The sequence below is a fragment of the Streptomyces chumphonensis genome (assembly GCF_014779715.1).
Taxonomy (GTDB): domain Bacteria; phylum Actinomycetota; class Actinomycetes; order Streptomycetales; family Streptomycetaceae; genus Streptomyces; species Streptomyces chumphonensis.
Genome location: NZ_JACXYU010000003.1, coordinates 268,881 through 289,911, shown reverse-complemented (window position 1 = coordinate 289,911; position 21,031 = coordinate 268,881). Strand labels below are relative to the sequence as shown.

18 protein-coding genes are annotated in these 21,031 nt (G+C 74.9%); 1 reads left to right on the top strand and 17 read right to left on the bottom strand.

Features of this window, described 5'->3' with window-relative positions; all coding sequences use genetic code 11:
- Positions 1-9 precede the first annotated feature (9 nt).
- The 6 genes from IF129_RS09055 to fmt all read right to left on the bottom strand — a co-directional run bounded on the left by IF129_RS09055 (position 10) and on the right by fmt (position 6,182).
- Positions 10-1,239 (bottom strand): cation:proton antiporter, encoded by a 1,230-nt coding sequence (locus tag IF129_RS09055; protein ID WP_191208999.1) that lies wholly within the window; start codon positions 1,237-1,239, stop codon positions 10-12.
- 3 nt (positions 1,240-1,242) lie between these two features.
- The gene (locus tag IF129_RS09050; protein WP_191208998.1) at positions 1,243-1,749 is read right to left on the bottom strand and encodes a cation:proton antiporter regulatory subunit; all 507 of its coding nucleotides are present in this window, start codon (positions 1,747-1,749) and stop codon (positions 1,243-1,245) included.
- Between the two features lie 22 nt (positions 1,750-1,771).
- On the bottom strand, positions 1,772-2,770 hold the full coding sequence (locus IF129_RS09045; RefSeq protein WP_191208997.1) for a sugar-binding transcriptional regulator: 999 nt from the start codon (positions 2,768-2,770) through the stop codon (positions 1,772-1,774).
- 163 nt (positions 2,771-2,933) lie between these two features.
- Entirely contained in the window at positions 2,934-3,608 is a 675-nt protein-coding gene (gene rpe, locus IF129_RS09040; protein WP_191208996.1) for a ribulose-phosphate 3-epimerase, read from the bottom strand.
- Between the two features lie 71 nt (positions 3,609-3,679).
- Positions 3,680-5,119 (bottom strand): RsmB/NOP family class I SAM-dependent RNA methyltransferase, encoded by a 1,440-nt coding sequence (locus IF129_RS09035; RefSeq protein WP_191208995.1) that lies wholly within the window; start codon positions 5,117-5,119, stop codon positions 3,680-3,682.
- Positions 5,120-5,249: 130 nt separating this feature from the next.
- Positions 5,250-6,182: a methionyl-tRNA formyltransferase gene (gene fmt / locus IF129_RS09030; RefSeq protein WP_191208994.1), complete on the bottom strand. Its 933-nt coding sequence runs from the start codon at positions 6,180-6,182 to the stop codon at positions 5,250-5,252.
- Positions 6,183-6,459: 277 nt separating this feature from the next.
- On the opposite strand from fmt, the gene IF129_RS09025 reads away from it, so the two are divergent.
- Positions 6,460-6,999, top strand: a complete 540-nt coding sequence (locus tag IF129_RS09025; RefSeq protein ID WP_191208993.1) for a hypothetical protein — start codon at positions 6,460-6,462, stop codon at positions 6,997-6,999.
- Positions 7,000-7,049: 50 nt separating this feature from the next.
- On the opposite strand, the gene IF129_RS09020 is transcribed toward IF129_RS09025, so the two are convergent.
- From IF129_RS09020 to IF129_RS08970, 11 genes are all read right to left on the bottom strand, one after another.
- A complete protein-coding gene (locus IF129_RS09020; RefSeq protein ID WP_191208992.1) occupies positions 7,050-9,203 on the bottom strand; it encodes a primosomal protein N' in 2,154 nt (717 codons plus the stop codon).
- A gap of 164 nt (positions 9,204-9,367) precedes the next feature.
- On the bottom strand, positions 9,368-10,591 hold the full coding sequence (gene metK / locus IF129_RS09015; protein ID WP_191208991.1) for a methionine adenosyltransferase: 1,224 nt from the start codon (positions 10,589-10,591) through the stop codon (positions 9,368-9,370).
- Between the two features lie 141 nt (positions 10,592-10,732).
- Positions 10,733-11,998, bottom strand: a complete 1,266-nt coding sequence (gene coaBC / locus IF129_RS09010) for a bifunctional phosphopantothenoylcysteine decarboxylase/phosphopantothenate--cysteine ligase CoaBC (RefSeq protein ID WP_191208990.1) — start codon at positions 11,996-11,998, stop codon at positions 10,733-10,735.
- Positions 11,999-12,142: 144 nt separating this feature from the next.
- On the bottom strand, positions 12,143-12,412 hold the full coding sequence (gene rpoZ / locus IF129_RS09005; protein ID WP_191208989.1) for a DNA-directed RNA polymerase subunit omega: 270 nt from the start codon (positions 12,410-12,412) through the stop codon (positions 12,143-12,145).
- Positions 12,413-12,580: 168 nt separating this feature from the next.
- Entirely contained in the window at positions 12,581-13,168 is a 588-nt protein-coding gene (gene gmk, locus IF129_RS09000; RefSeq protein WP_191208988.1) for a guanylate kinase, read from the bottom strand.
- A gap of 83 nt (positions 13,169-13,251) precedes the next feature.
- Entirely contained in the window at positions 13,252-13,575 is a 324-nt protein-coding gene (mihF, locus tag IF129_RS08995) for an integration host factor, actinobacterial type (protein WP_191208987.1), read from the bottom strand.
- 264 nt (positions 13,576-13,839) lie between these two features.
- On the bottom strand, positions 13,840-14,715 hold the full coding sequence (gene pyrF, locus IF129_RS08990) for an orotidine-5'-phosphate decarboxylase (RefSeq protein WP_191208986.1): 876 nt from the start codon (positions 14,713-14,715) through the stop codon (positions 13,840-13,842).
- Positions 14,712-15,842 carry a quinone-dependent dihydroorotate dehydrogenase gene (locus IF129_RS08985; RefSeq protein WP_191208985.1) on the bottom strand — a complete coding sequence of 377 codons (1,131 nt, stop codon included), beginning with the start codon at positions 15,840-15,842 and terminating at the stop codon, positions 14,712-14,714. Before IF129_RS08985 ends, pyrF begins: the two co-directional genes overlap by 4 nt.
- Positions 15,843-15,967: 125 nt before the next feature.
- Entirely contained in the window at positions 15,968-19,282 is a 3,315-nt protein-coding gene (carB, locus tag IF129_RS08980) for a carbamoyl-phosphate synthase large subunit (protein WP_191208984.1), read from the bottom strand.
- Positions 19,275-20,417, bottom strand: coding sequence for a glutamine-hydrolyzing carbamoyl-phosphate synthase small subunit (gene carA / locus IF129_RS08975; protein ID WP_191209149.1), 1,143 nt, complete (start codon positions 20,415-20,417; stop codon positions 19,275-19,277). Before carA ends, carB begins: the two co-directional genes overlap by 8 nt.
- Positions 20,417-21,031: a PH-like domain-containing protein gene (locus IF129_RS08970; RefSeq protein ID WP_191209148.1), complete on the bottom strand. Its 615-nt coding sequence runs from the start codon at positions 21,029-21,031 to the stop codon at positions 20,417-20,419. Before IF129_RS08970 ends, carA begins: the two co-directional genes overlap by 1 nt.

Genomic DNA, 21,031 nt, shown 5'->3' with positions numbered 1-21,031 from the left:
CGGCGGAAGCTACGAACGCCCCGCCCCCACCTCGGCGCCGCCGCCCCCGGCCGGCGGCGGGAGGGGCCCGGCGGGAGGACCACCGCGCCCCAGCCCCCGCAGCCCGCGGACCACCGGCTCCGTCCAGCGGGCGGTGAGCGGCCCGGCGATGACCAGGATCAGGACGTAGGCCGTCGCCACCGGACGCAGCCCCGGCTGGGCCCCCGCCGCCAGCCCGGCGATGACGATGGAGAACTCCCCCCGCGCCACCAGCGCGCCCCCGGCCCTGAGCCGTCCCTTGGTACCGATCCCGGCCCGCCGGGCGGCGTACCACCCGGTGAGGATCTTCGTCGCGACGGACACCGCCGCCAGCGCCAGCGCGGGCAGCAGGACGGGCGGGATGTTCGCCGGAACGGTGGAGAGGCCGAAGAAGACGAAGAAGACGGCCGCGAAGAGGTCGCGCAGCGGCGTGAGGAGCGACCGCGCGCTGTGCGCCACCTCGCCGGAGATCGCGATGCCCACGAGGAACGCGCCGACCGCCGCCGAGACCTGGAGCCGCTGGGCGACCCCGGCCACGAGCAGGGTCAGCCCGAGGACGACCAGCAGCAGCATCTCCGGGTTCTCCGAGGAGACGGCGCGGCTGATGAGGCGGCCGTGGCGCAGCGCGAGGAAGAGCACGAGCGCGGCGGTGCCCAGCGCGATCGTCAGGGACAGGCTGGCCCCGGCCAGGCTCAGACCGGCCAGGAGGGCCGTCAGCAGCGGCAGGTACACCGCCATCGCCAGGTCCTCCATCACCAGCACGCCGAGGACCACCGGCGTCTCGCGGTTGCCCAGCCGCCCGAGGTCGGCGAGGACCTTGGCGATGACGCCCGAGGAGGAGATCCAGGTGATCCCCGCCAGGGCGATGATGCCGACCGGCCCCCAGCCCAGCGCCCACCCGGCGACCGCGCCCGGGGTGGCGTTCAGGACGAGGTCGACGATCCCGGTCGGGTACTGGGTGCGCAGGCTGGTGACGAGCTCCGAGGCCGTGTACTCCAGCCCCAGCATGAGCAGCAGGAGGATGACGCCGATCTCGGCGCCGACCTCGATGAACTCCTCACTGGTGCTGAGCGGCAGCAGACCGCCGTGGCCGAAGGCGAGCCCCACGAGGAGGTAGAGCGGGATCGGGGACATCCCGATCCGCCCGGCGAAGCGCGCCAGCAGCCCCAGACCGAGGATGACGGCGCCCAGCTCGATGAGCAGGACGGTGGTGTGGTGCACGGGTCAGGCCTCGTCCTCGTCGGCGCCCAGGGTCCCGGCGATCAGCTCGGCGGCGGCGTCCACACCCTGCCGCGTCCCGACGACGAGCAGCACGTCCCCGGCCTCCAGGCGGAAGTCCGGGCGCGGGGAGGGCACGGCCCCGGTCCGCCGCAGCACGGCGACGACGGACGCGCCGGTGCGGCGGCGGGCCCTGGTGTCGGCCAGGAGCCGGCCGCGATAGGGGGACTGGGGCCCGACGGTGATGCGCTCGCTGACCAGGTCCAGCTCGATGTCGCCGTGCTGGACCGTGGTGGACGCCGCCGCCTCGGGCGAGATCAGCTCCGCCAGCGCGCCGGCCTCGTCCGGATCCAGCGGGATGGTGGCCTGGCAGGCGTCCGGGTCGTCGGGACGGTAGAAGCCGAGGAAGCGCCGGCCGTCCTGGTGGGCGACGACGGAGATGTGCCGTCCGTCGCGCGTGCTGAGGTCGTACTGGACGCCGACTCCCGGCAGTGGGGTGCGTCGCGTGGTCATGGCCTACTCCGTTTCCGGTCGCTCACGCCTCGTCGGGGTCCGCGCGCTCCAGTGCCGGACGCCGCACGGGACGCCGGTCCTCCAGCAGCGCGTCGGCGGCCGCCGTGTCCGTCACCAGGCTGGTGACCAGGCCCGAGCGCAGGACGGCACCGATGGCGGCGGCCTTGCGGCGTCCGCCCGCGATGGCCACCACCTCCGGCACCCGGCGCAGCCGGGCCGCCTCGACGGTGATGCACCGCTCGCCCAGGTCCCGCCCGATGCGGCGGCCGTCCCCGTCGAACAGGTGGGCGGACATCTCGGCGGCGACGCCGAGGGAGGCGTAGTGCGCGCGCTCCCGTTCGGACAGCATGTCGTGGACGGTGGAGATTCCCGGCTCCCAGGAACCGATGGACACGGCCGCCACCGTCACCTTGTCGAAGTACTCGAAGGCGGCGGCGATGCCCGTCTGGTGGCGCAGCGCGGCCGCCGTGGCCGAGTCCGGCAGGAGCATCGGGGCGTAGATCGGGTGCGCCTCTCCCCCGGCGACCTCGGCGGCCCGCCGCACGGCCTCCACCGAGCCCCGGTCGGCCGTGCCCGCGTCGTACACGCCGGTGAGCTGGACGACCGTGCACGGCGGGAGCCGGCGCAGCGCGGTGGCCATGTGGATGGTCGAGCGCCCCCAGGCCAGACCGAGCACGTCCCCCTCGGTGACCAGCTCGCCGAGGAGGTCGGCGGCGACCTCGCCCAGGTTCTCCGGGTCGGCCACGTTCTCCACCGTCTCGGCGGTGTCGGCGGGGGACTCGGCGACGACGGCGTGCCGCAGGCCGAAGCGGGCCCGCAGCGCGTCGGAGCGCTCGGCGTCCAGCTCGGCGGGGACGCGGATCTCGATGCGGACCAGGTCGTGCTCCAGCGCCGTCTCCAGGACACGGGCCACCTTGAAGCGGCTGACGCCGAACTCGTCAGCGATCTGGATCTTGGACTTGCCCTCCAGGTAGAAGCGGCGTGCCATCGCCGCAGCCTGCATCAGCTCGGCGGGCCCCATCCTCGCTGCTGCCCGACCCGTCGACACCGCAACTCACCTCACTGTCAGCCATCATCACCTTCACGCCGCGGGTTCATCCTCGCAGATCGAACGGCGTCCTCGATCCGTCGCGTGCACGGCGCACCCACCGGGGACGGCGCAGCGCCGGTGCGCGGGGACGGCTTCAGTGGGCGCAGGCGCGCGCCGTCGCCTCCTCGGCCTGGCGGCGCAGCGCCCGGACGGCCGCGGCCGGGTCGTCGGTGCCGTAGACGGCGGAACCGGCGACGAAGACGTCGGCACCGGCCTCGGCGCACTGCTCGATGGTGGACGCGGACACGCCGCCGTCGACCTGCAGCCACATCTGCAGTCCGTGCTTCTCGATGAGCCGCCGGGTGCGCCGGATCTTGGGCAGCATGATGTCGAGGAACGCCTGACCGCCGAAGCCGGGCTCCACCGTCATCACCAGGAGCATGTCCAGCTCCGGCAGCAGGTCCTCGTACGGCTCGATCGGCGTGGCGGGCTTCAGCGCCATGGACGCGCGGGCGCCCTTGGCCCGGATCTCGCGCGCGAGGCGGACGGGGGCGGCGGCCGCCTCGGCGTGGAAGGTCACGGAACCGGCTCCCGCCTCGACGTACTGCGGGGCCCAGCGGTCCGGGTCCTCGATCATGAGGTGGCAGTCCAGGGGCGTGCCCGTGGCCTTGCCGAGGGCCTCGACGACGGGGACGCCGAGCGTGAGGTTCGGGACGAAGTGGGCGTCCATGACGTCCACGTGGAGCCAGTCGGCCCCTTCGACCGCCTTGGCCTCGTCGGCCAGGCGGGCGAAGTCGGCGGAGAGGATGCTGGGGTTGATCTGAGCCATGGCCCCAGTATGGCGCTCGGTACCGACGGGCCCTCGGGCGCCTCTCCCCGGCCCGCCGGGCCGCCCGGGCCTCAGCCCGTCCTGCGCAGCAGGGCGAGGTACATCGCGTCGGTGCCGTGGCGGTGCGGCCACAGCTGGACGTCGGGGCCCTCCCCCAGCGCGGGCACGCCGGGGAGCAGCGGGCGGGCGTCGATCCACTCCGCGCCCCCGGCCCGGGGTCCGCGCAGGACGTCCTCCACCACCGCGCGGGTCTCCGCCGGGTGGGGGGAGCACGTCGCGTAGCCGACGACGCCGCCGGGGCGGGCGGCGTCCAGGGCCTCCGCCAGCAGGGCCCGCTGGAGCGGCGCGAAGCCGTCCAGGTCCTCGGGGCGGCGGCGCCAGCGGGCCTCGGGGCGGCGGCGCAGCGCGCCCAGCCCGGTGCAGGGCACGTCGACGAGGACCCGGTCGAAGGTCCCGGGGCGCCACGCCGGACGCGTGCCGTCGGCGGTGACCACCTGGTAGGGGCCCGGGTTGCCCGCCAGGGCGCGGGCGACCAGGCGGGCCCGGTGCTGCTGCTTCTCGGCGGCCACCAGGGCGGCGCCCCGCCCGGCCGCCAGCGCGGCCAGGAGGGCCGCCTTGCCGCCCGGTCCTGCGCAGCCGTCCAGCCAGCGGGCGTCGCCGCCCGCCAGCGGCGCGTTCGCCAGCGCGAGGGCCACCAGCTGGCTGCCCTCGTCCTGCACTCCGGCACGTCCCTCGCGGACGGCCGGCACGGCCCCCGGTTCCCCGCCCTCGGTGAACCGGGCGGCGTAGGGCGACCAGTGGCCGGGCCGGGCCTGCTGCCCGTCCGGGCCCAGCAGCTCCTCGACGGTGGACCGGCCGGGGCGGGCGACCAGGGTGACCTCGGGGCGTTCGTTGTCGGCGGCCAGCAGGGCCTCGATCTCCTCCCGCCCGGCCCGGGGCCCGAGCGCGTCCCACAGCGCCGAGACGATCCAGCGCGGGTGGGCGTGGACGAGGGACAGGTGCTCGACCGGGTCGTCCTCGAAGGGCGGGGCGACGCGCGTCAGCCAGCCGTCCAGGTCGTGGGCGGCGATCCGGCGCAGGACGGCGTTGACGAACTTCGCCCGCCCGTCGCTCAGCACGAAGCGGGCGAGGTCGACGCTGGCGCTGACGGCGGCGTGCGGCGGGGTGCGGGTGCCGAGCAGCTGGTGGGCGCCCAGGGACAGCACGTCGAGCACCGGCGGGTCGACCTCCCGCAGGGGGCGGTCCACACAGGCGGCGATGACGGCGTCGTAGGTGCCCTGGCGGCGCAGGGTGCCGTAGACCAGTTCGGTGGCGAAGGCGGCGTCGCGCGCGTCGAGCTCCCCGGCGTCCCGGGCCCTGCGCAGCAGCGGGGGCAGGACCAGGTTGGCGTAGGCGTCCCGTTCGTCCACCGCGCGCAGCGCCTCGAAGGCCAGGACGCGCACCGGGTCCTTGCGCGGGCGGCGCCGGGGCGCGGGCGGACGCGGGGGGCGGCGACGGGTCGGGTCACTCACGTGGAAGGTGCTCCGGGGGTCGGGAACGGCTCGATCGGCGAAAGGTCCCAGCTTACGCGGGGCGGTGGGCCGCCCGTCCCGGTACCGGGGGGGGTGCGGCACCGGGGGCACGGGGGTGGCGCGCGGGTCGTCAGTCCCCGAGGTGCTCGCCCGCACTGGTGCGGGCGCCGCGGGCCCAGTCGGCGGCCTGCATGGGCTTCTTGCCCTGCGGCTGGACCCACCGCAGCTCGACGGCGTGGGAGCCGGTGCCGACGTGGACGCTGTGCTTGCCCGCACGCAGCTCGCCCGGCGCCAGGTCGGTGACCCGCGGGTCGGGCGCGGCCTGCACGAGCTTGAGCCGCTCGCCGCGGAAGACCGTCCAGGCGCCGGGCGCCGGGGAGCAGCCGCGTACGACGCGGTCCACGCGCAGGGCCGGGGCGCTCCAGTCGACCCGGGCGTCGGCCACGGTGAGCTTCGGGGCGTGGCTGACGCCCTCGGCGGGCTGCGGCACGGCGTGCAGCGTGCCGTCCTCGATGCCGTCCATCGTCGCGGCGAGCAGGCCCGCGCCGGCGAGCGCGAGCCGGGTCAGCAGGTCGCCGCTGGTGTCCGTGGGGCGGACCTCCTCGGTGACCACGCCGTAGACCGGCCCGGAGTCCAGTCCCCGCTCGATCTGGAAGGTGGACGCGCCCGTCAGCTCGTCCCCGGCGAGCACGGCGTGCTGGACGGGCGCCGCGCCGCGCCAGGCCGGCAGGAGCGAGAAGTGCAGATTGACCCAGCCGTGCGCCGGGATCTCCAACGCCGGCTCCGGCAGCAGCGCGCCGTAGGCGACGACGGGGCAGCAGTCCGGGGCGATCCGCCGCAGCCGCTCCTGGAAGGCGGGGTCGCGCGGGCTCGCCGGGCGCAGGATCTCGATGCCCTCCTCCTCGGCCCGCTCGGCGACCGGGCTCGCCACCAGCCGGCGGCCGCGTCCGGCCGGCGCGTCGGGCCGGGTGACGACGGCGGCGACCTCGTGCCGCTCGGAGGCGATCAGGGCGTCCAGAGCGGGCACGGCGACCTCGGGGGTGCCGGCGAAGACGAGCTTCATCGGTGGGGACTACCTCTCCGGGCTGCCTCTCCGGGCCGCGCCAGGACGAAGACGGGACGCGGGACGCGTCGTCGGACGGCGCATCAGTCTACGGCCGTCACGGACCGCGGCCCGGTGGGGCGTGCCCGGCCGCTGCGCGCCCCGTGGGACCCCCGCTCGCGCCCCGGCCGTGACCCCCGGCCCGGATCCGGCGTTGGGCAAGGCGATGTGACCGTAGGGGGCGCTGGACGGCCGGTCGTTCGGCGGCCCCTTCCACGCCGGTTCGAGAGGCTTGTCCATGGCCGACCACGCCACCCACGACGCCCAGGCACGCGCCAGCCTGCACCTCCTGGTACGGGACATCGAGCGGGTCCGCCGGCAGGTGGACGCGCTGCGCACCCTCACCGCCCAGTTGGGGAACGTCTACCGCCCGCGCCGCACCGGCCCGTCGGCCGGCTTCGTCGTCTACGGCCGGGCCCCCGCGCCGACCGTGCGGCTGGCGCAGGAGCTGCGCGAGAGCGTGGAGAGCCTGGTGACGGCCGCCGTCGAGTTCGACCGCTCGCTCGGGTTCTCCTGGGACGCGGTGGGCTCCGCGCTCGGCGTCACCAAGCAGGCGGTGCACCGGCGCTACGGAGGTTCGCGGCGTGCCGGTGACGCGGCGCCGGGGTCGGCCGACCGGTCGGCCGCGGCCGTGGGGGCGGCCCAGGACGTCATCGGGCCGGGCGCTCCGAGCGGGTCGGGCGGGCCGGGCGCGGCCCCGGTGACGCCGACGGTGCCGGCGGCCCGCAGCGTGCCGGGGGCGCGGCCGGGCGCCTTCCCCGGGCCGCGGGGCGGCTGAGCCCGGTGCCCGCGCGGCCGCCTCGGGGCGTGCGGCCGCTGTGCCGCGGCTCAGCCGAGGTCCGTCGGGTCGATCAGGATGCGGACGGGGGGGCCTTCACGGCGACTGAGCCGGGCCGCCTGCGCCGTGCGCAGCGCGGCGGCCAGCGCCGCGCCACTGCCGGGCGGGACGCGTACGAGCGCGCGCTCCCACGCCTCCCCCGGCGGCGGGTCGCCGGTGCGGCGGGGCTGTCCGGGCTCCCGGCGCGGCAGGGGCACCGGGCCCAGGATCTCGGCGTCGGGGGGCAGGCGGGCGGCCGCGAGGAACGCGGCGACGGCCTCCGGCAGCCCGCTGACGGCGGCCATGCGCGACACCGGCGGGTAGCCGAGCTCGGCCCGTTCGGCCAGCTCGCGCGCGGCGTGGCCCTCCGGGTTCCAGCGGACCAGCGCCTGCACCGGACGCAGGGTCGGCTCGGCGACGGCGACCACGGTGCCGCCCTCGGTGTGCGGGCGGACCAGGGCGGACGCCGCCAGCCAGCGGCGCAGGGCGTCCTCCTCGGCCCGCAGGTCGGCGCGGCCGAGCAGCGCCCACGCGTCCAGCAGGAGGGCGGCCGCGTAACCCGGCCCGTCGGCCACGGGCTCGGCCCCGGGCGTGCTCACGACCAGGGCCGCTCGGTCCTCGACGGTGGGGACGGCCTGGTCGCCCCCGCAGACGCGGACCGGTACCCCCTGGAAGGCCCGGCCCAGCTCCTCCGCCGTACGGTGCGCGCCCACCACGCTGGCCCGCAGCCGCGCGCCGCCGCAGGCCGGGCAGCGCCAGTGCGGTGAGGCCCGGCCGCACCAGCCGCAGGTGAGCTCCCGGGCGGCCCCGGGCGAGGTCAGCGGGCCGTGGCAGTGGGGGCAGCGCGCCGGTTCGCGGCAGCGCTCGCAGGCCAGCCGGGGGACGTAGCCCCGGCGCGGAACCTGCACCAGGACGGGCCCGAGCCGTAGGGCGTCCCGCGCGGCCCGCCAGGCGAGGCTGGGCAGCCGGGCGGTGCGGGCCGCGACGTCGCGGGCCTCGTCGAGGTCTCCCACGGTGCGCACGAGGGGGGCGGTCGCCCGCACGGTGGCCCGGTCGGCCGCCAGCGGACGGGCCCAGCCGGCGTCCACGAGGCGCTCGCCCTCCACCGTGCGGGTGTGGCCGCCGACCAGGAGCGCCGCGCGTTCGTGCACGGCGCGCAGCATCAGCACCTCCCGCGCGTGCGGCCGGGGCGCGTGCTCGTCCCGCAGCGCCTGGTCGCCGTCGTCCCACACGGCCACCAGGCCCAGGTCGCGCACGGGGGCGAACATGGCCGCCCGGGTGCCCACGACGACGCGGGCGCGGCCCCGGCTCACGGCGAGCCAGCGGCGGTAGCGGGCCTCGGGCCCGGCGTCGGCGGTGAGGAGGACGTGGAGGGGGTCGCGGCCGGGGTGCAGCGCGGCGAGGGCGGCGTTGACGCGGGCGGCGGCGCGGCCGTCGGGGACGACGGCGAGGGCGCCCCGGCCGGACGCGGCGGTCGTCAGCAGGGCGCGGGCCAGCTCCTCGGGCCACCGCGGGCCGGGCAGCGCCGTCCACACCGCCCTCGGCACGCCGCCCTCGCGGAGCGCGGTCAGGAAGGCGGGGCCGTCGGGGTACCGGGCCCAGCCGCCGGGTTCGGGCGCGGTCGGCGGCGGGGCGGGTGCGTCCGGCGGCGGCGGCGCGGTGCGTTCGGCCCGGGCCATCCGGGGCGGGACGGCGAGCTGGACGACGTCGGCGAGCGCACCGGCGTAGCGGTCGGCGACGGCCCGGCACAGGGCGAGCAGGGCGGGCGTGAGGACCGGCTCCGGGGAGAGCACCTGGGCGAGGGGCGCGAGGGCCCCGGGGTAGTCGCTCTCGGCCACCCGCTCGACGATGAACCCGTTGATGAGACCGCCGCCCTCGCGTCGGCCGCCCCGCTCCCCGGCGCCGAAGCGGACCCGGACCCGGACCCCGGGCCGTGCCTCGGCGTCCATGGCGGCGGGCACGGCGTAGTCGAAGTAGCGGTCCAGGTGGACGAGGCCCTTGTCGACGAGGACGCGGGCGACGGGGAGGTTCTCCGCGAGGGCCGCGCCGCGCCAGGTGCGGGGGCGCGCCCGTGGCGCCGTGCGCCGCACGGACTCGCGGATGAGGGCGAGCTGCTCGGCGGGCGGGGCCTGCCCGTCGCCGTCGGTGCCGTTGCCGCTGCTCACGCCCTCAGTCTTAGCAGACGGCGCCGACACCTCCGGGGGCCGGAACGTGCCGGGAGGTGGGCCGAGGACGCCGGACGCGGCTCCCCGACGGCGGGCCCGGGACCCGGCGCAGGGTGGGGCCCGCCACGGGCGGCGGGCCCCACCGTCAGGCGGTGCTCAGCGGCTCACAGGCCGGCGGCCGCGCGCAGGGCCGGCACGCGGTCGGTGCGCTCCCAGGTGAAGTCCGGCAGCTCACGTCCGAAGTGCCCGTAGGCGGCCGTCTGCGCGTAGATGGGACGCAGCAGGTCCAGGTCGCGGATGATGGCGGCCGGGCGCAGGTCGAAGACCTCGGAGATGGCCTCCTCGATCTTCGTGACGTCCACCGTGGCGGTGCCGAAGGTCTCCACGAACAGACCGACCGGCTCCGCCTTGCCGATCGCGTAGGCGACCTGCACCTCGCAGCGGGAGGCCAGTCCGGCGGCGACGACGTTCTTCGCCACCCACCGCATGGCGTAGGCCGCCGAGCGGTCCACCTTGGAGGGGTCCTTGCCCGAGAAGGCGCCACCGCCGTGCCGGGCCATGCCGCCGTAGGTGTCGATGATGATCTTGCGGCCGGTCAGCCCGGCGTCACCCATCGGGCCGCCGATCTCGAAGCGGCCGGTCGGGTTGACCAGGAGCCGGTAGCCCTCGGTGTCGAGCTTGAGGCCGTCCTCGACGAGCTGCTTCAGCACGTGGTCGACGACGAACTCGCGGATGTCGGGGGCGAGCAGCGAGTCGAGGTCGATGTCGGAGGCGTGCTGGCTGGAGACGACGATGGTGTCCAGGCGGACGGCCTTGTCGCCGTCGTACTCGATGGTGACCTGGGTCTTGCCGTCGGGACGCAGGTAGGGGATCGTCCCGTTCTTGCGGACCTCGGTGAGCCGCCGGGAGAGCCGGTGCGCCAGGGTGATCGGCAGCGGCATCAGCTCGGGGGTCTCGTCGCAGGCGTAGCCGAACATCAGGCCCTGGTCGCCGGCGCCCTGCTTGTCGAGCTCGTCCTCGGTCCCGCCCTCGGCGGCGCCCCCGACGCGCTTCTCGTAGGCGCTGTCGACGCCCTGGGCGATGTCGGGCGACTGGGCTCCGATGGACACCGAGACGCCGCAGGAGGCGCCGTCGAAGCCCTTCTTGGACGAGTCGTAGCCGATGTCGAGGATCTTGCCGCGGACGAGGGAGGCGATGGGGGCGTACGCCTTGGTGGTGACCTCTCCGGCGACGTGCACCAGACCGGTGGTGATGAGCGTCTCCACGGCCACACGCGAGGAGGGGTCCTCCCGCAGGAGGGCGTCGAGGATGGTGTCGCTGATCTGGTCAGCGATCTTGTCAGGGTGGCCCTCGGTCACGGACTCCGAGGTGAACAGGCGGCGGGACACATCGCTCCCTGGGGTTGCAGCGGCTGCTGGCTGATCTGTGGTGGCCCGGTCGGGGAGCTGCGCCCCGCGCGGGTCCGCTGACAGTTTATCCGCAGGCCCGGGTGGACGGGTCAAGGTGTCTCACCCACTGAGTTGCCCTCATCACTCCCCGGCGGGCGGTGCGCCTTGCCCCAGCCGCGCGGCGACGAGGTCCCACACGGTGTCGGCGAGGGCCTCCTTCGGGCCGTGCGGCACGGGTGTGCTGCCGCCGTCCGCCGCCAGGACCACGGCCTCGTTGTCCGGGGAGCCGAACGTCCGGTCCTCGCCGACCTCGTTGACGACGAGCAGGTCACAGCCCTTACGGGCGAGTTTGGCCCGACCGGCCGCCAGGACGTCGTCGGTCTCGGCGGCGAAGCCGACCACGACCTGCCCGGGGCGGGCGCGCTCCGCCGCGACCTCGGCGAGGACGTCGGGGTTGCGGACCAGGGCGACGGGCTCGGGGTCCTGGCCGTCCCGCTTCTTGATCTTGCCGCTCGCGTAGTGGGCGGGCCGGAAGTCGGCCACGGCGGCGGCCATGACGACGGCGTCCGCGTCGGGGGCGGCCTTCAGCACGGCCTCCCGCAACTGCCGGGCCGTGCCCACCGGGACGACGGTGACGCCCCCGGGGTCGGGCAGCGCGGTGTTGGCGGCCACGAGCGTGACCCGCGCACCCCGCGCGGCGGCGGTCGCGGCGAGCGCGTAGCCCTGCCGCCCGGAGGAGCGGTTGCCGAGGTACCGGACGGGGTCCAGCGGCTCGCGGGTCCCGCCGGCGCTGACGACCACGTGGCGGCCGGTCAGGTCCCGGGCGGGGACACCGCGGGCCAGGACCCGGCGGCACAGGGCGTAGATCTCCTCCGGCTCGGGCAGGCGTCCCTTGCCGGTGTCGGCTCCGGTGAGCCGGCCGGTGGCGGGCTCGATCACCACGGCCCCCCGGCGGCGCAGCGTCGCCACGTTCTCCCGGGTCGCCGGGTGCTCCCACATCTCGGTGTGCATGGCGGGCGCGAAGACGACGGGACAGCGGGCGGTGAGGAGCGTGTTGGTGAGCAGGTCGTCGGCGAGTCCGTGGGCGGCCCTGGCGAGGGTGTCGGCCGTCGCGGGGGCGACGACGACGAGGTCGGCGGCGCGGCCGATCGCCACGTGCGGCACCTCGTGGACGTCCGCCCAGACCTCGGTCGCCGCCGGACGGCCGGAGAGGGCGGCCCAGGTGGCCTCGCCGACGAAGTGGAGGGCGGAGGCCGTGGGCACGACGCGGACGTCGTGGCCGGACTCGGTGAACCGCCGCAGCAGCTCGCAGGCCTTGTAGGCGGCGATGCCGCCGCTCACGCCGAGGACCACCGTGGGCCGGTCCGTGGGGTCAGCCGTCTTCTGCGTACCGGCCGTGTCAGCCATGCTCGTGTCCGCCTCTGCTCGGGAAGGGGCCGTGGCACGGCGTGTCCGTGCGCTCTCCCCATGACACACCACCGGCCCGGCAGGGTGTCTGCCGGGCCGGTGAACGTGGTGCTCGCGACCTCCTGGCCGCCGGTGCCGCCGGTCTCAGCTGGGGGAGTCCACGGCCTCGGAGGTCAGCAGGCCGGCGTTGATCTCGCGGAGTGCGATCGACAGCGGCTTCTCGTGGACGTGGGTGTCCACCAGCGGGCCGACGTACTCCAGGAGGCCCTCACCGAGCTGCGAGTAGTACGCGTTGATCTGACGGGCGCGCTTGGCGGCGTAGATCACCAGGCTGTACTTCGAGTCAGTGGCCTCGAGCAGCTCGTCAATCGGCGGATTGATGATGCCCTCGGGCGTGGCGATGGAAGAGGACACGCTCTGCCTTCCGGAGTGGATGAGACGTTCGGACGGCCGACGGCGGAGCACGGGGCGGGCCGGCCTCGGGGCTCGGCCTCCGGCTGTGCCGTGTGACCCGACCCTCGGCTCGGCGTTCCGGCCCGGCCCTTCGGCCGGGCCGCCCGGGCGCACCGCCCACCGGACCAATCAGAGCAAGGCTAGCAGCTCCGCGGCGACGTCCTCGACGGAGGTGTTGACCAACGTGACGTCGAACTCCTCCTCGGCGGCCAGTTCCGTCCTGGCCGCCGAGAGCCGGCGTTCGATCACCTCCGGGGCCTCCGTGCCCCGCCCGGTCAGCCGTCGGACCAGTTCGTCCCAGCTCGGCGGGGCGAGGAAGACCAGCTGCGCCTCGGGCATCGAGGAGCGCACCAGCCGGGCGCCCTGGAGGTCGATCTCCAGCAGCACCGGCTCACCGGCCTCCAACTTGTCCAGCACGGCCCGCCGGGGGGTGCCGTAGCGGTTGCCCGCGAACTCGGCCCATTCGAGCAGTTCGCCGTTGGCGATCAGCTTGTCGAACTCCTCGTCGTCGACGAAGAAGTAGTGCACGCCGTGCTGCTCGCCCGGTCTGGGCCTGCGGGTGGTCGCCGACACGGACAGCCACACCTCGGGATGCACGGACCGCAGATGCGCGACGACCGTACTCTTGCCGACCCCGGAAGGGCCGGAGAGCACGGTCAGCCGGGGGTGTCTTTCCGGGGGAGCCGGGGTTTCCCCCCGGGAGACGGGAGTAGTCATGCAGTGATTATCCCGGTTTCCGGGAGTGCCCGGGCCACGGGGGCGGTCCGCCCGCCCGGTCCGTGACCCGGCACCCCCTCGGATCAGGAGGCGTTGCCGCCGAACTCGCGCTCCAGCGCGGCGATCTGGTTGGAGCCGAGCCCACGGACGCGACGGCTCTCGGAGATGCCGAGCCGCTCCATGATCTGACGGGCGCGGACCTTGCCGACGCCGGGCAGCGACTCCAGGAGCGCGCTGACCTTCATCTTGCCGATGACGTCGTTCTTCTGGCCCTGCTCGATGACGTCGTGGAGGGATGCGCCGGAGTGCTTGAGCCGGTTCTTGACCTCGGCGCGCTCCCGGCGAGCCGCGGCGGCCTTCTCAAGCGCGGCTGCGCGCTGTTCAGGGGTAAGGGGCGGAAGAGCCACGCCTTCGTCACCTCGGATGTCGAACTGGTCGGATACGGATCGCTGTGGAACCTAGTTGCCCCGCATCCGCGGAGCAACGAGCAACGCGCCTGTTCACGCCGCTCTGCTCGGAGACTAGCGGCCTGCGGCGTCACAGTCAGCGAGAACAGCGGAAAAGTCCTGGTCAGACTCAAGCTGAACAGGACTTTTCCGGACATTACCCAGGAGTAGCCGAGCTGCGCCACCTCGGGACACCCCCCGCGCGGCGCCGGGCGGCGTCCGGGTTCACCGCAGGACGGCGACCAGCGCCTCCGTCTCGGCACGGACCGCGGCCCGCAACGCCGACCCGTCCGGACCGTGCCGCAGCACGCCCCGGCTGACGGTGGGCAGGACGTTCGGCAGGGCGTCCCCGAAGACGCGCGGCAGGTCCGCCGCGCCCGCGCCCTGGGCGCCGAGGCCCGGGGCCAGCAGCGGGCCGTTGATCGCCAGGTCGGCGTCGGTGCGGCCGAGGGTGGCGCCCACGACGGCCCCGCACGAGCCGAGCGGCTCGGCCCCCGCGTTCTCGGCCGCGAGGTGGTCCAGGACCACCTGGGCCAGCGTGCGACCGTCCGCCACCGTCGCGTGCTGTACTTCGGGGCCCTCGGGGTTGGAGGTCAGGGCCAGGACGAAGACCCCGGCCCCGTTGGCGCGGGCCGTCTCAAGGGCCGGCCGCAGGGAGCCGAAGCCGAGGTAGGGGCTGAGCGTGACGGCGTCCGAGAACAGCGGGCTCGTGCGGTCCAGGTACGCGGCGGCGTACGCGCCCATGGTCGAGCCGATGTCGCCGCGCTTGGCGTCCATGAGCACCAGCGCCCCGGCCGCCCGCGCGTCGGCGACGGCGCGCTCCAGCACCGCCACGCCCCGCGAGCCGAACCGCTCGAAGAACGCCGACTGCGGCTTGAAGACGGCCACCTCCTCGGCCAGGGCGTCCACCACCGTGCGCGTGAAGCGCTCCAGCCCGGCGACGTCGTCACCCAGCCCCCAGGCGTCCAGCAGGGCGGCGTGCGGATCGATGCCCACGCACAGCGGCCCACGCGCGTCCGTGACGCGGCGCAGCCGCGCGCCGAAGGGCTCGGGCGGCTGGACCGTGGCGGGGCCCTCGGTCGGCTCGGCGGCGGCGCTCACGCGGTCTCCCGGTTTCCGGACGTACGGGTGTCGGCGCCGACGGCCTCGGCGAGCGTCGCGTACGGGCTGGCGGCCAGGTGGGCGGCCAGTCCCCGGTGGATGCGGCGCGGCCACAGCGGCCCCTGGTAGACGAACGCGCTGTAGCCCTGGATCAGGGTGGCGCCCGCGAGGATGCGCTCCCAGGCGTCGTCGGCGTTCTCGACGCCGCCGACGCCGACGAGGGTCAGCCGGTCCCCCACGCGTGCGTAGAGGCGGCGCAGCACCTCCAGCGAGCGTTCCCGCAGCGGCGCGCCGGAGAGGCCGCCGGCCTCGCCGGTGAGCCGCTCCGGGGAGGTGAGGCCGAGCCCCTCGCGGGCGACGGTGGTGTTGGTGGCGATGATCCCGTCCAGGCCCAGCTCGACGGCCAGGTCGGCGACGGCGTCGACGTCCGCGTCGGCCAGGTCGGGGGCGATCTTGACCAGCAGCGGCACCCGGCGGCCGCGCGTCACGCGGTCGGCGGCGGCGCGGACCGCCGTCAGCAGCGGGCGCAGCTGCTCGGTGGCCTGGAGGTCGCGCAGCCCCGGCGTGTTGGGCGAGGAGACGTTCACGACGAGGTAGCCGGCGTGGGGGGCCAGCCGCTCGGTGGAGGTCACGTAGTCCGCGACGGCCTCCTCCTCGGGCACGGCCTTCGTCTTGCCGATGTTGACGCCGACGAGCGCGCGGAAGGGCGGGCGCGCCGCGGCGCGGGCGGCCAGCCGCTCCGCCACGGCTGCCGAGCCCTCGTTGTTGAACCCCATGCGGTTGATCAGCGCCCGGTCCGGCACGAGCCGGAAGAGCCGCCGGGGCGGGTTGCCGGGCTGCGGCTCCGCCGTGACGGTGCCGATCTCCACGTGGTCGAAGCCGAGCATCGTCAGCCCGTCGACGCCGACGGCGTTCTTGTCGAATCCGGCGGCGAGCCCGAAGGGGCCGTGCATGCGGCGGCCGAGCGCGACGAGACGCAGGTCGCGGTGGCGGGGCGCGAGGTACGCGGCGGCGAACGTGCGCAGGACGGGAACGCGGGCGAGGGCCCGGATCCAGCCGAAGGCCAGGTGGTGGGCCTTCTCCGGGTCGAGGCGGCGGAAGAGGAGGTCGAACAGGAGGCGGTACATGCCGGTGGGTGCCTTCAGGTGGCGGGGGGCGGGTGGCGGGGATCGGACTGCGGGCGGGGGTGGGCGCCGGGACGGTCGCGGGTGCGGGGGACCTCGCCCGCGCACCCGCGACCGTCGCGCGGCTCTCAGCGGGTGCCGCGGGCCGCGTGCAGGTGCTCGGCGTGCTCCTGGAGCGAGCGGACGCCGACCTCGCCCCGGCCGAGGGCCTCGATGCCCTGGACGGCGGCGGCGAGGGCCTGGACCGTGGTCAGGCAGGGCACCGCACGGGCGACGGCGGCGGTGCGGATGTCGTAGCCGTCGAGCCGCCCGCCGGTCCCGTAGGGCGTGTTGACGATGAGGTCCACCTCGCCGTCGTGGATGAGCTGCACGATCGTCCGCTCCCCGTTCGGGCCCTCGCCCTCGCTCTGCTTGCGCACCACGGTGGCGCTGATGCCGTTGCGGCGCAGGACCTCGGCGGTGCCGGAGGTGGCGAGCAGCTCGAAGCCGTGGGCCACGAGCTCGCGGGCGGGGAAGATCATCGAACGCTTGTCGCGGTTGGCGACCGAGACGAACGCGCGCCCCTTGGTGGGCAGCGCGCCGTAGGCGCCCGCCTGGCTCTTGGCATAGGCGGACCCGAAGACGGTGTCGATGCCCATGACCTCGCCCGTGGAGCGCATCTCCGGGCCGAGGACGGTGTCCACGCCCCGGCCGTGCACGTCCCGGAAGCGGGTCCAGGGCATGACGGCCTCCTTGACGGAGATCGGCGCGTCCAGCGGCAGGGTGCCGCCGTCGCCCTCGGCGGGCAGCAGGCCCTCGGCCCGCAGCTCGGCGACGGTCGCGCCCAGCGAGATGCGGGCGGCCGCCTTGGCGAGCGGTACGGCGGTCGCCTTGGAGGTGAAGGGCACCGTGCGCGAGGCGCGGGGGTTGGCCTCCAGGACGTAGAGGATGTCCCCGGCCATCGCGAACTGGATGTTGATCAGCCCGCGGACGCCCACACCCCGGGCGATGGCCTCGGTGGAGGCCCGCAGCCGCTTGATGTCGTGGCCGCCCAGGGTGATCGGGGGAAGGGCGCAGGCGGAGTCGCCGGAGTGGATGCCGGCTTCCTCGATGTGCTCCATGACGCCGCCGAGGTAGAGCTCGTGGCCGTCGTAGAGGGCGTCGACGTCGATCTCGATCGCGTCGTCGAGGAAGCGGTCGATCAGCACCGGGTGCTCGGAGATGAGGCCCGCGTGCCGCTCCAGGTAGGCGCCGAGGGAGGGCTCGTCGTAGACGATCTCCATGCCCCGCCCGCCCAGCACGTAGGACGGCCGGACCATCACGGGGTAGCCGATCCCGGCGGCGATGGCCTTGGCCTCGTCGAAGGAGTAGGCGGTGCCGTACTTCGGCGCGGGCAGCCCGGCCTCGGTCAGCACCCGGCCGAAGGCGCCCCGGTCCTCGGCCGCGTGGATCGCCTCGGGCGGGGTGCCCACCACGGTGACGCCGTTGTCCTTGAGCGCCTGGGCCAGGCCGAGCGGCGTCTGGCCGCCGAGCTGCACGATGACCCCGGCCACCGGCCCGGCCTGCGTCTCGGCGTGCACGATCTCCAGGACGTCCTCCAGGGTGAGCGGCTCGAAGTAGAGCCGGTCGGAGGTGTCGTAGTCGGTGGAGACCGTCTCCGGGTTGCAGTTGACCATCACGGTCTCGTAGCCGGCCTCGCCGAGGGCGAAGGAGGCGTGGACGCAGGAGTAGTCGAACTCGATCCCCTGGCCGATGCGGTTCGGGCCGGAGCCGAGGATGATCACGGCCGGCTTCTCGCGCGGGGCGACCTCGGTCTCCTCGTCGTAGGAGGAGTAGAAGTACGGGGTGCGGGCGGCGAACTCGGCGGCGCAGGTGTCGACGGTCTTGTAGACGGGCCGGACGCCGAGCGCGTGCCGGACCTCGCGCACGACGTCCTCCCGCAGGCCGCGGATCGCCGCGATCTGGGCGTCGGAGAAGCCGTAGCGCTTGGCCTCGGCCAGCACCCCGGGGGTGAGCAGCGGGGCCTGCGCCACCTCGTCGGCGATCTCCTTGATCAGGAAGAGCTGGTCGGTGAACCAGGGGTCGATCTTCGTCGCGTCGAAGACCTCCTGCGGGCTCGCCCCGGCCCGGATGGCGAGCATGACGGTGTTGATCCGCCCGTCGGTCGGCCGGCCGGACTCGGCGAGGAGCGCGTCCTTGTCGCCCACCGGGGAGGTGAAGTCGAACTGGCTGCCCTTCTTCTCCAGCGAGCGCAGCGCCTTCTGGAGCGCCTCGGGGAAGTTCCGGCCGATCGCCATGGCCTCGCCGACGGACTTCATGGTCGTCGTCAGCGTGGAGTCGGCCAGCGGGAACTTCTCGAACGCGAACCGGGGCGCCTTCACCACGACGTAGTCGAGCGTCGGCTCGAAGGACGCCGGGGTCTGCTCGGTGATGTCGTTGGGAATCTCGTCCAGGGTGTACCCGACGGCCAGCTTGGCGGCGATCTTCGCGATCGGGAATCCGGTGGCCTTGGAGGCGAGTGCGGAGGAGCGCGAGACGCGCGGGTTCATCTCGATGACGATGACCCGGCCGTCCTCCGGGTTGACGGCGAACTGGATGTTGCAGCCGCCGGTGTCCACGCCGACCTCGCGGATGACGGCGATGCCGATGTTCCGCAGGACCTGGTACTCGCGGTCGGTGAGCGTCATCGCCGGGGCGACGGTGATGGAGTCGCCGGTGTGCACGCCCATCGGGTCGAAGTTCTCGATGGAGCAGACGACCACGACGTTGTCGTGCTTGTCGCGCATCAGCTCCAGCTCGTACTCCTTCCAGCCGAGGATGGACTCCTCCAGGAGCACCTCGGTGGTCGGCGAGAGGGTGAGGCCCTGTCCGGCGATGCGCCGCAGCTCGTCCTCGTCGTGCGCGAAGCCGGATCCCGCGCCGCCCATGGTGAAGGACGGGCGGACGACGACCGGGTAGCCGCCCAGCTCCTCCACCCCGGCGAGCACCTCGTCCATGGAGTGGCAGATCACCGAGCGGGCGGACTCGCCGTGGCCGATCTTGGTCCGGACGGCCTCCACGACGTCCTTGAACAGGTCGCGGTCCTCGCCCTTGTTGATGGCCTCGACGTTGGCGCCGATCAGCTCGACGCCGTACTTCTCCAGGGTGCCGGCCTCGTGCAGCGAGATCGCGGTGTTCAGCGCGGTCTGTCCGCCGAGGGTGGGCAGCAGGGCGTCGGGCCGCTCCTTGGCGATGATCTTCTCGACGTACTCGGGGGTGATCGGCTCGACGTAGGTGGCGTCGGCGATCTCCGGGTCGGTCATGATCGTGGCCGGGTTGGAGTTGACCAGGACGACCCGCAGGCCCTCGGCCTTCAGGACGCGGCACGCCTGGGTGCCGGAGTAGTCGAACTCGGCGGCCTGACCGATGACGATCGGGCCCGAGCCGATGACCAGGACGGACTGGATATCGGTGCGCTTAGGCACGCTGGCCCTCCATCAGGGAGACGAAGCGGTCGAACAGGTAGGCGGCGTCGTGCGGACCGGCCGCCGCTTCGGGGTGGTACTGGACGCTGAAGGCCGGACGGTCGAGCAGCCGCAGCCCCTCGACGACGTCGTCGTTGAGGCAGACGTGGCTGACCTCGGCCCGGCCGTAGGGGGTGTCGGAGGGTCCGTCGAGCGGCGCGTCGACGGCGAAGCCGTGGTTGTGGGCGGTGATCTCCACCGTGCCCGTCGCACGGTCCTGCACCGGCTGGTTGATCCCCCGGTGGCCGTACTTCAGCTTGAAGGTGCCGAAGCCGAGCGCCCGGCCGAGGAGCTGGTTGCCGAAGCAGATGCCGAACAGCGGCGTACCGCGCTCCAGGACGGCCCGGACCAGCGAGACGGGGTGCTCGGCGGTGGCCGGGTCACCGGGGCCGTTGGAGAAGAAGACCCCGTCGGGGGCGACGGCGTAGAGGTCCTCGACCGAGGACGTCGCCGGCAGGACGTGGACCTCGATCCCCCGCTCGGCCATCCGCCGCGGGGTCATCCCCTTGATGCCGAGGTCGACGGCGGCGACCGTGAAGCGCTTCTCGCCGATCGCCGGGACGACGTAGGGGGCGTCCGTGGCGACCTCGCCGCACAGGTCGGCGCCCTTCATCTGCGGGGCCTGCCGCACCTTCGCCAGCAGCGCGGCGTCGGAGTCCACGGCGGCGCCGGAGAAGATCCCCACCCGCATGGCGCCGCGCTCGCGCAGGTGGCGGGTGAGGGCGCGGGTGTCGACGCCGCTGATGCCGACGACGTCCTGCGCGGCCAGCTCCTGGTCGAGCGTGCGCACCGAGCGCCAGTTGGACGGGACGCGGGCGGGGTCGCGGACGACGTACCCGGCGACCCAGACGCGGCGCGACTCGGGGTCGTCGTCGTTCACGCCGGTGTTCCCCACGTGCGGTGCCGTCATGACGACGACCTGCCGGTGGTAGGAGGGGTCGGTCAGCGTCTCCTGGTAGCCGGTCATGCCGGTGGAGAACACGGCCTCGCCGAACGTCTCGCCCACCGCGCCGTAGGCCCGGCCGCGGAAGACGCGGCCGTCCTCCAGGACGAGCACGGCGGGCGCCGGTGCGGGCTTGCGGGTGGAGGTCGTCATCATGCGCCTTCCCGGTCGTGCTGAGCGGCGACGGCACTGTCGCCGGTTTCGGTGGTGACGGCCGCGACCGTCTCGACTGCTTCGACCCACGCCGCGTGCTCGGCGGGGTGGTCGGCCCGGAAGCCGGAGTCCAGGGTGCGCTCGCCGAGCTGCCAGGTGATCACCAGCAGACCGCCCTCGGTGAGGACCTTGCCGGCGATCCCCTTGTCCAGCCGGGCGCCGCGCAGGGCGTCGGCGGGGACGAAGAAGTCCCGCGCGCCGGGGCGCAGCACGGTGAGCCCCGCCTCGTCCAGCGTCAGCCGGACGCGGCTGCGGGTGCCCAGGCCGTGGGCGACGATGCGGTCGAGCCACTGCCCGGCGGTGGTGGAGCCGTGGTAGCGGCCGTCCAGGGCGAGACGCGCGGGGCCGTCCCGCTCGGGGACGGCGGCGGGCTCGGGCAGGTCGTGCTGGAGCGTGGCGCGCCACTTCCAGCCCTCACGCATCAGCCAGTACACGAGCGCGATGAACAGGAGGAGGCCGACGGTCCAGCCGATGCGGGCGGCCCAGTCGGTCACCTCCTGCGAGCGGCGCTCCGCCTCGGGCGCGGCGTCGGCGAGGAGGGTCAGTACGTTCAC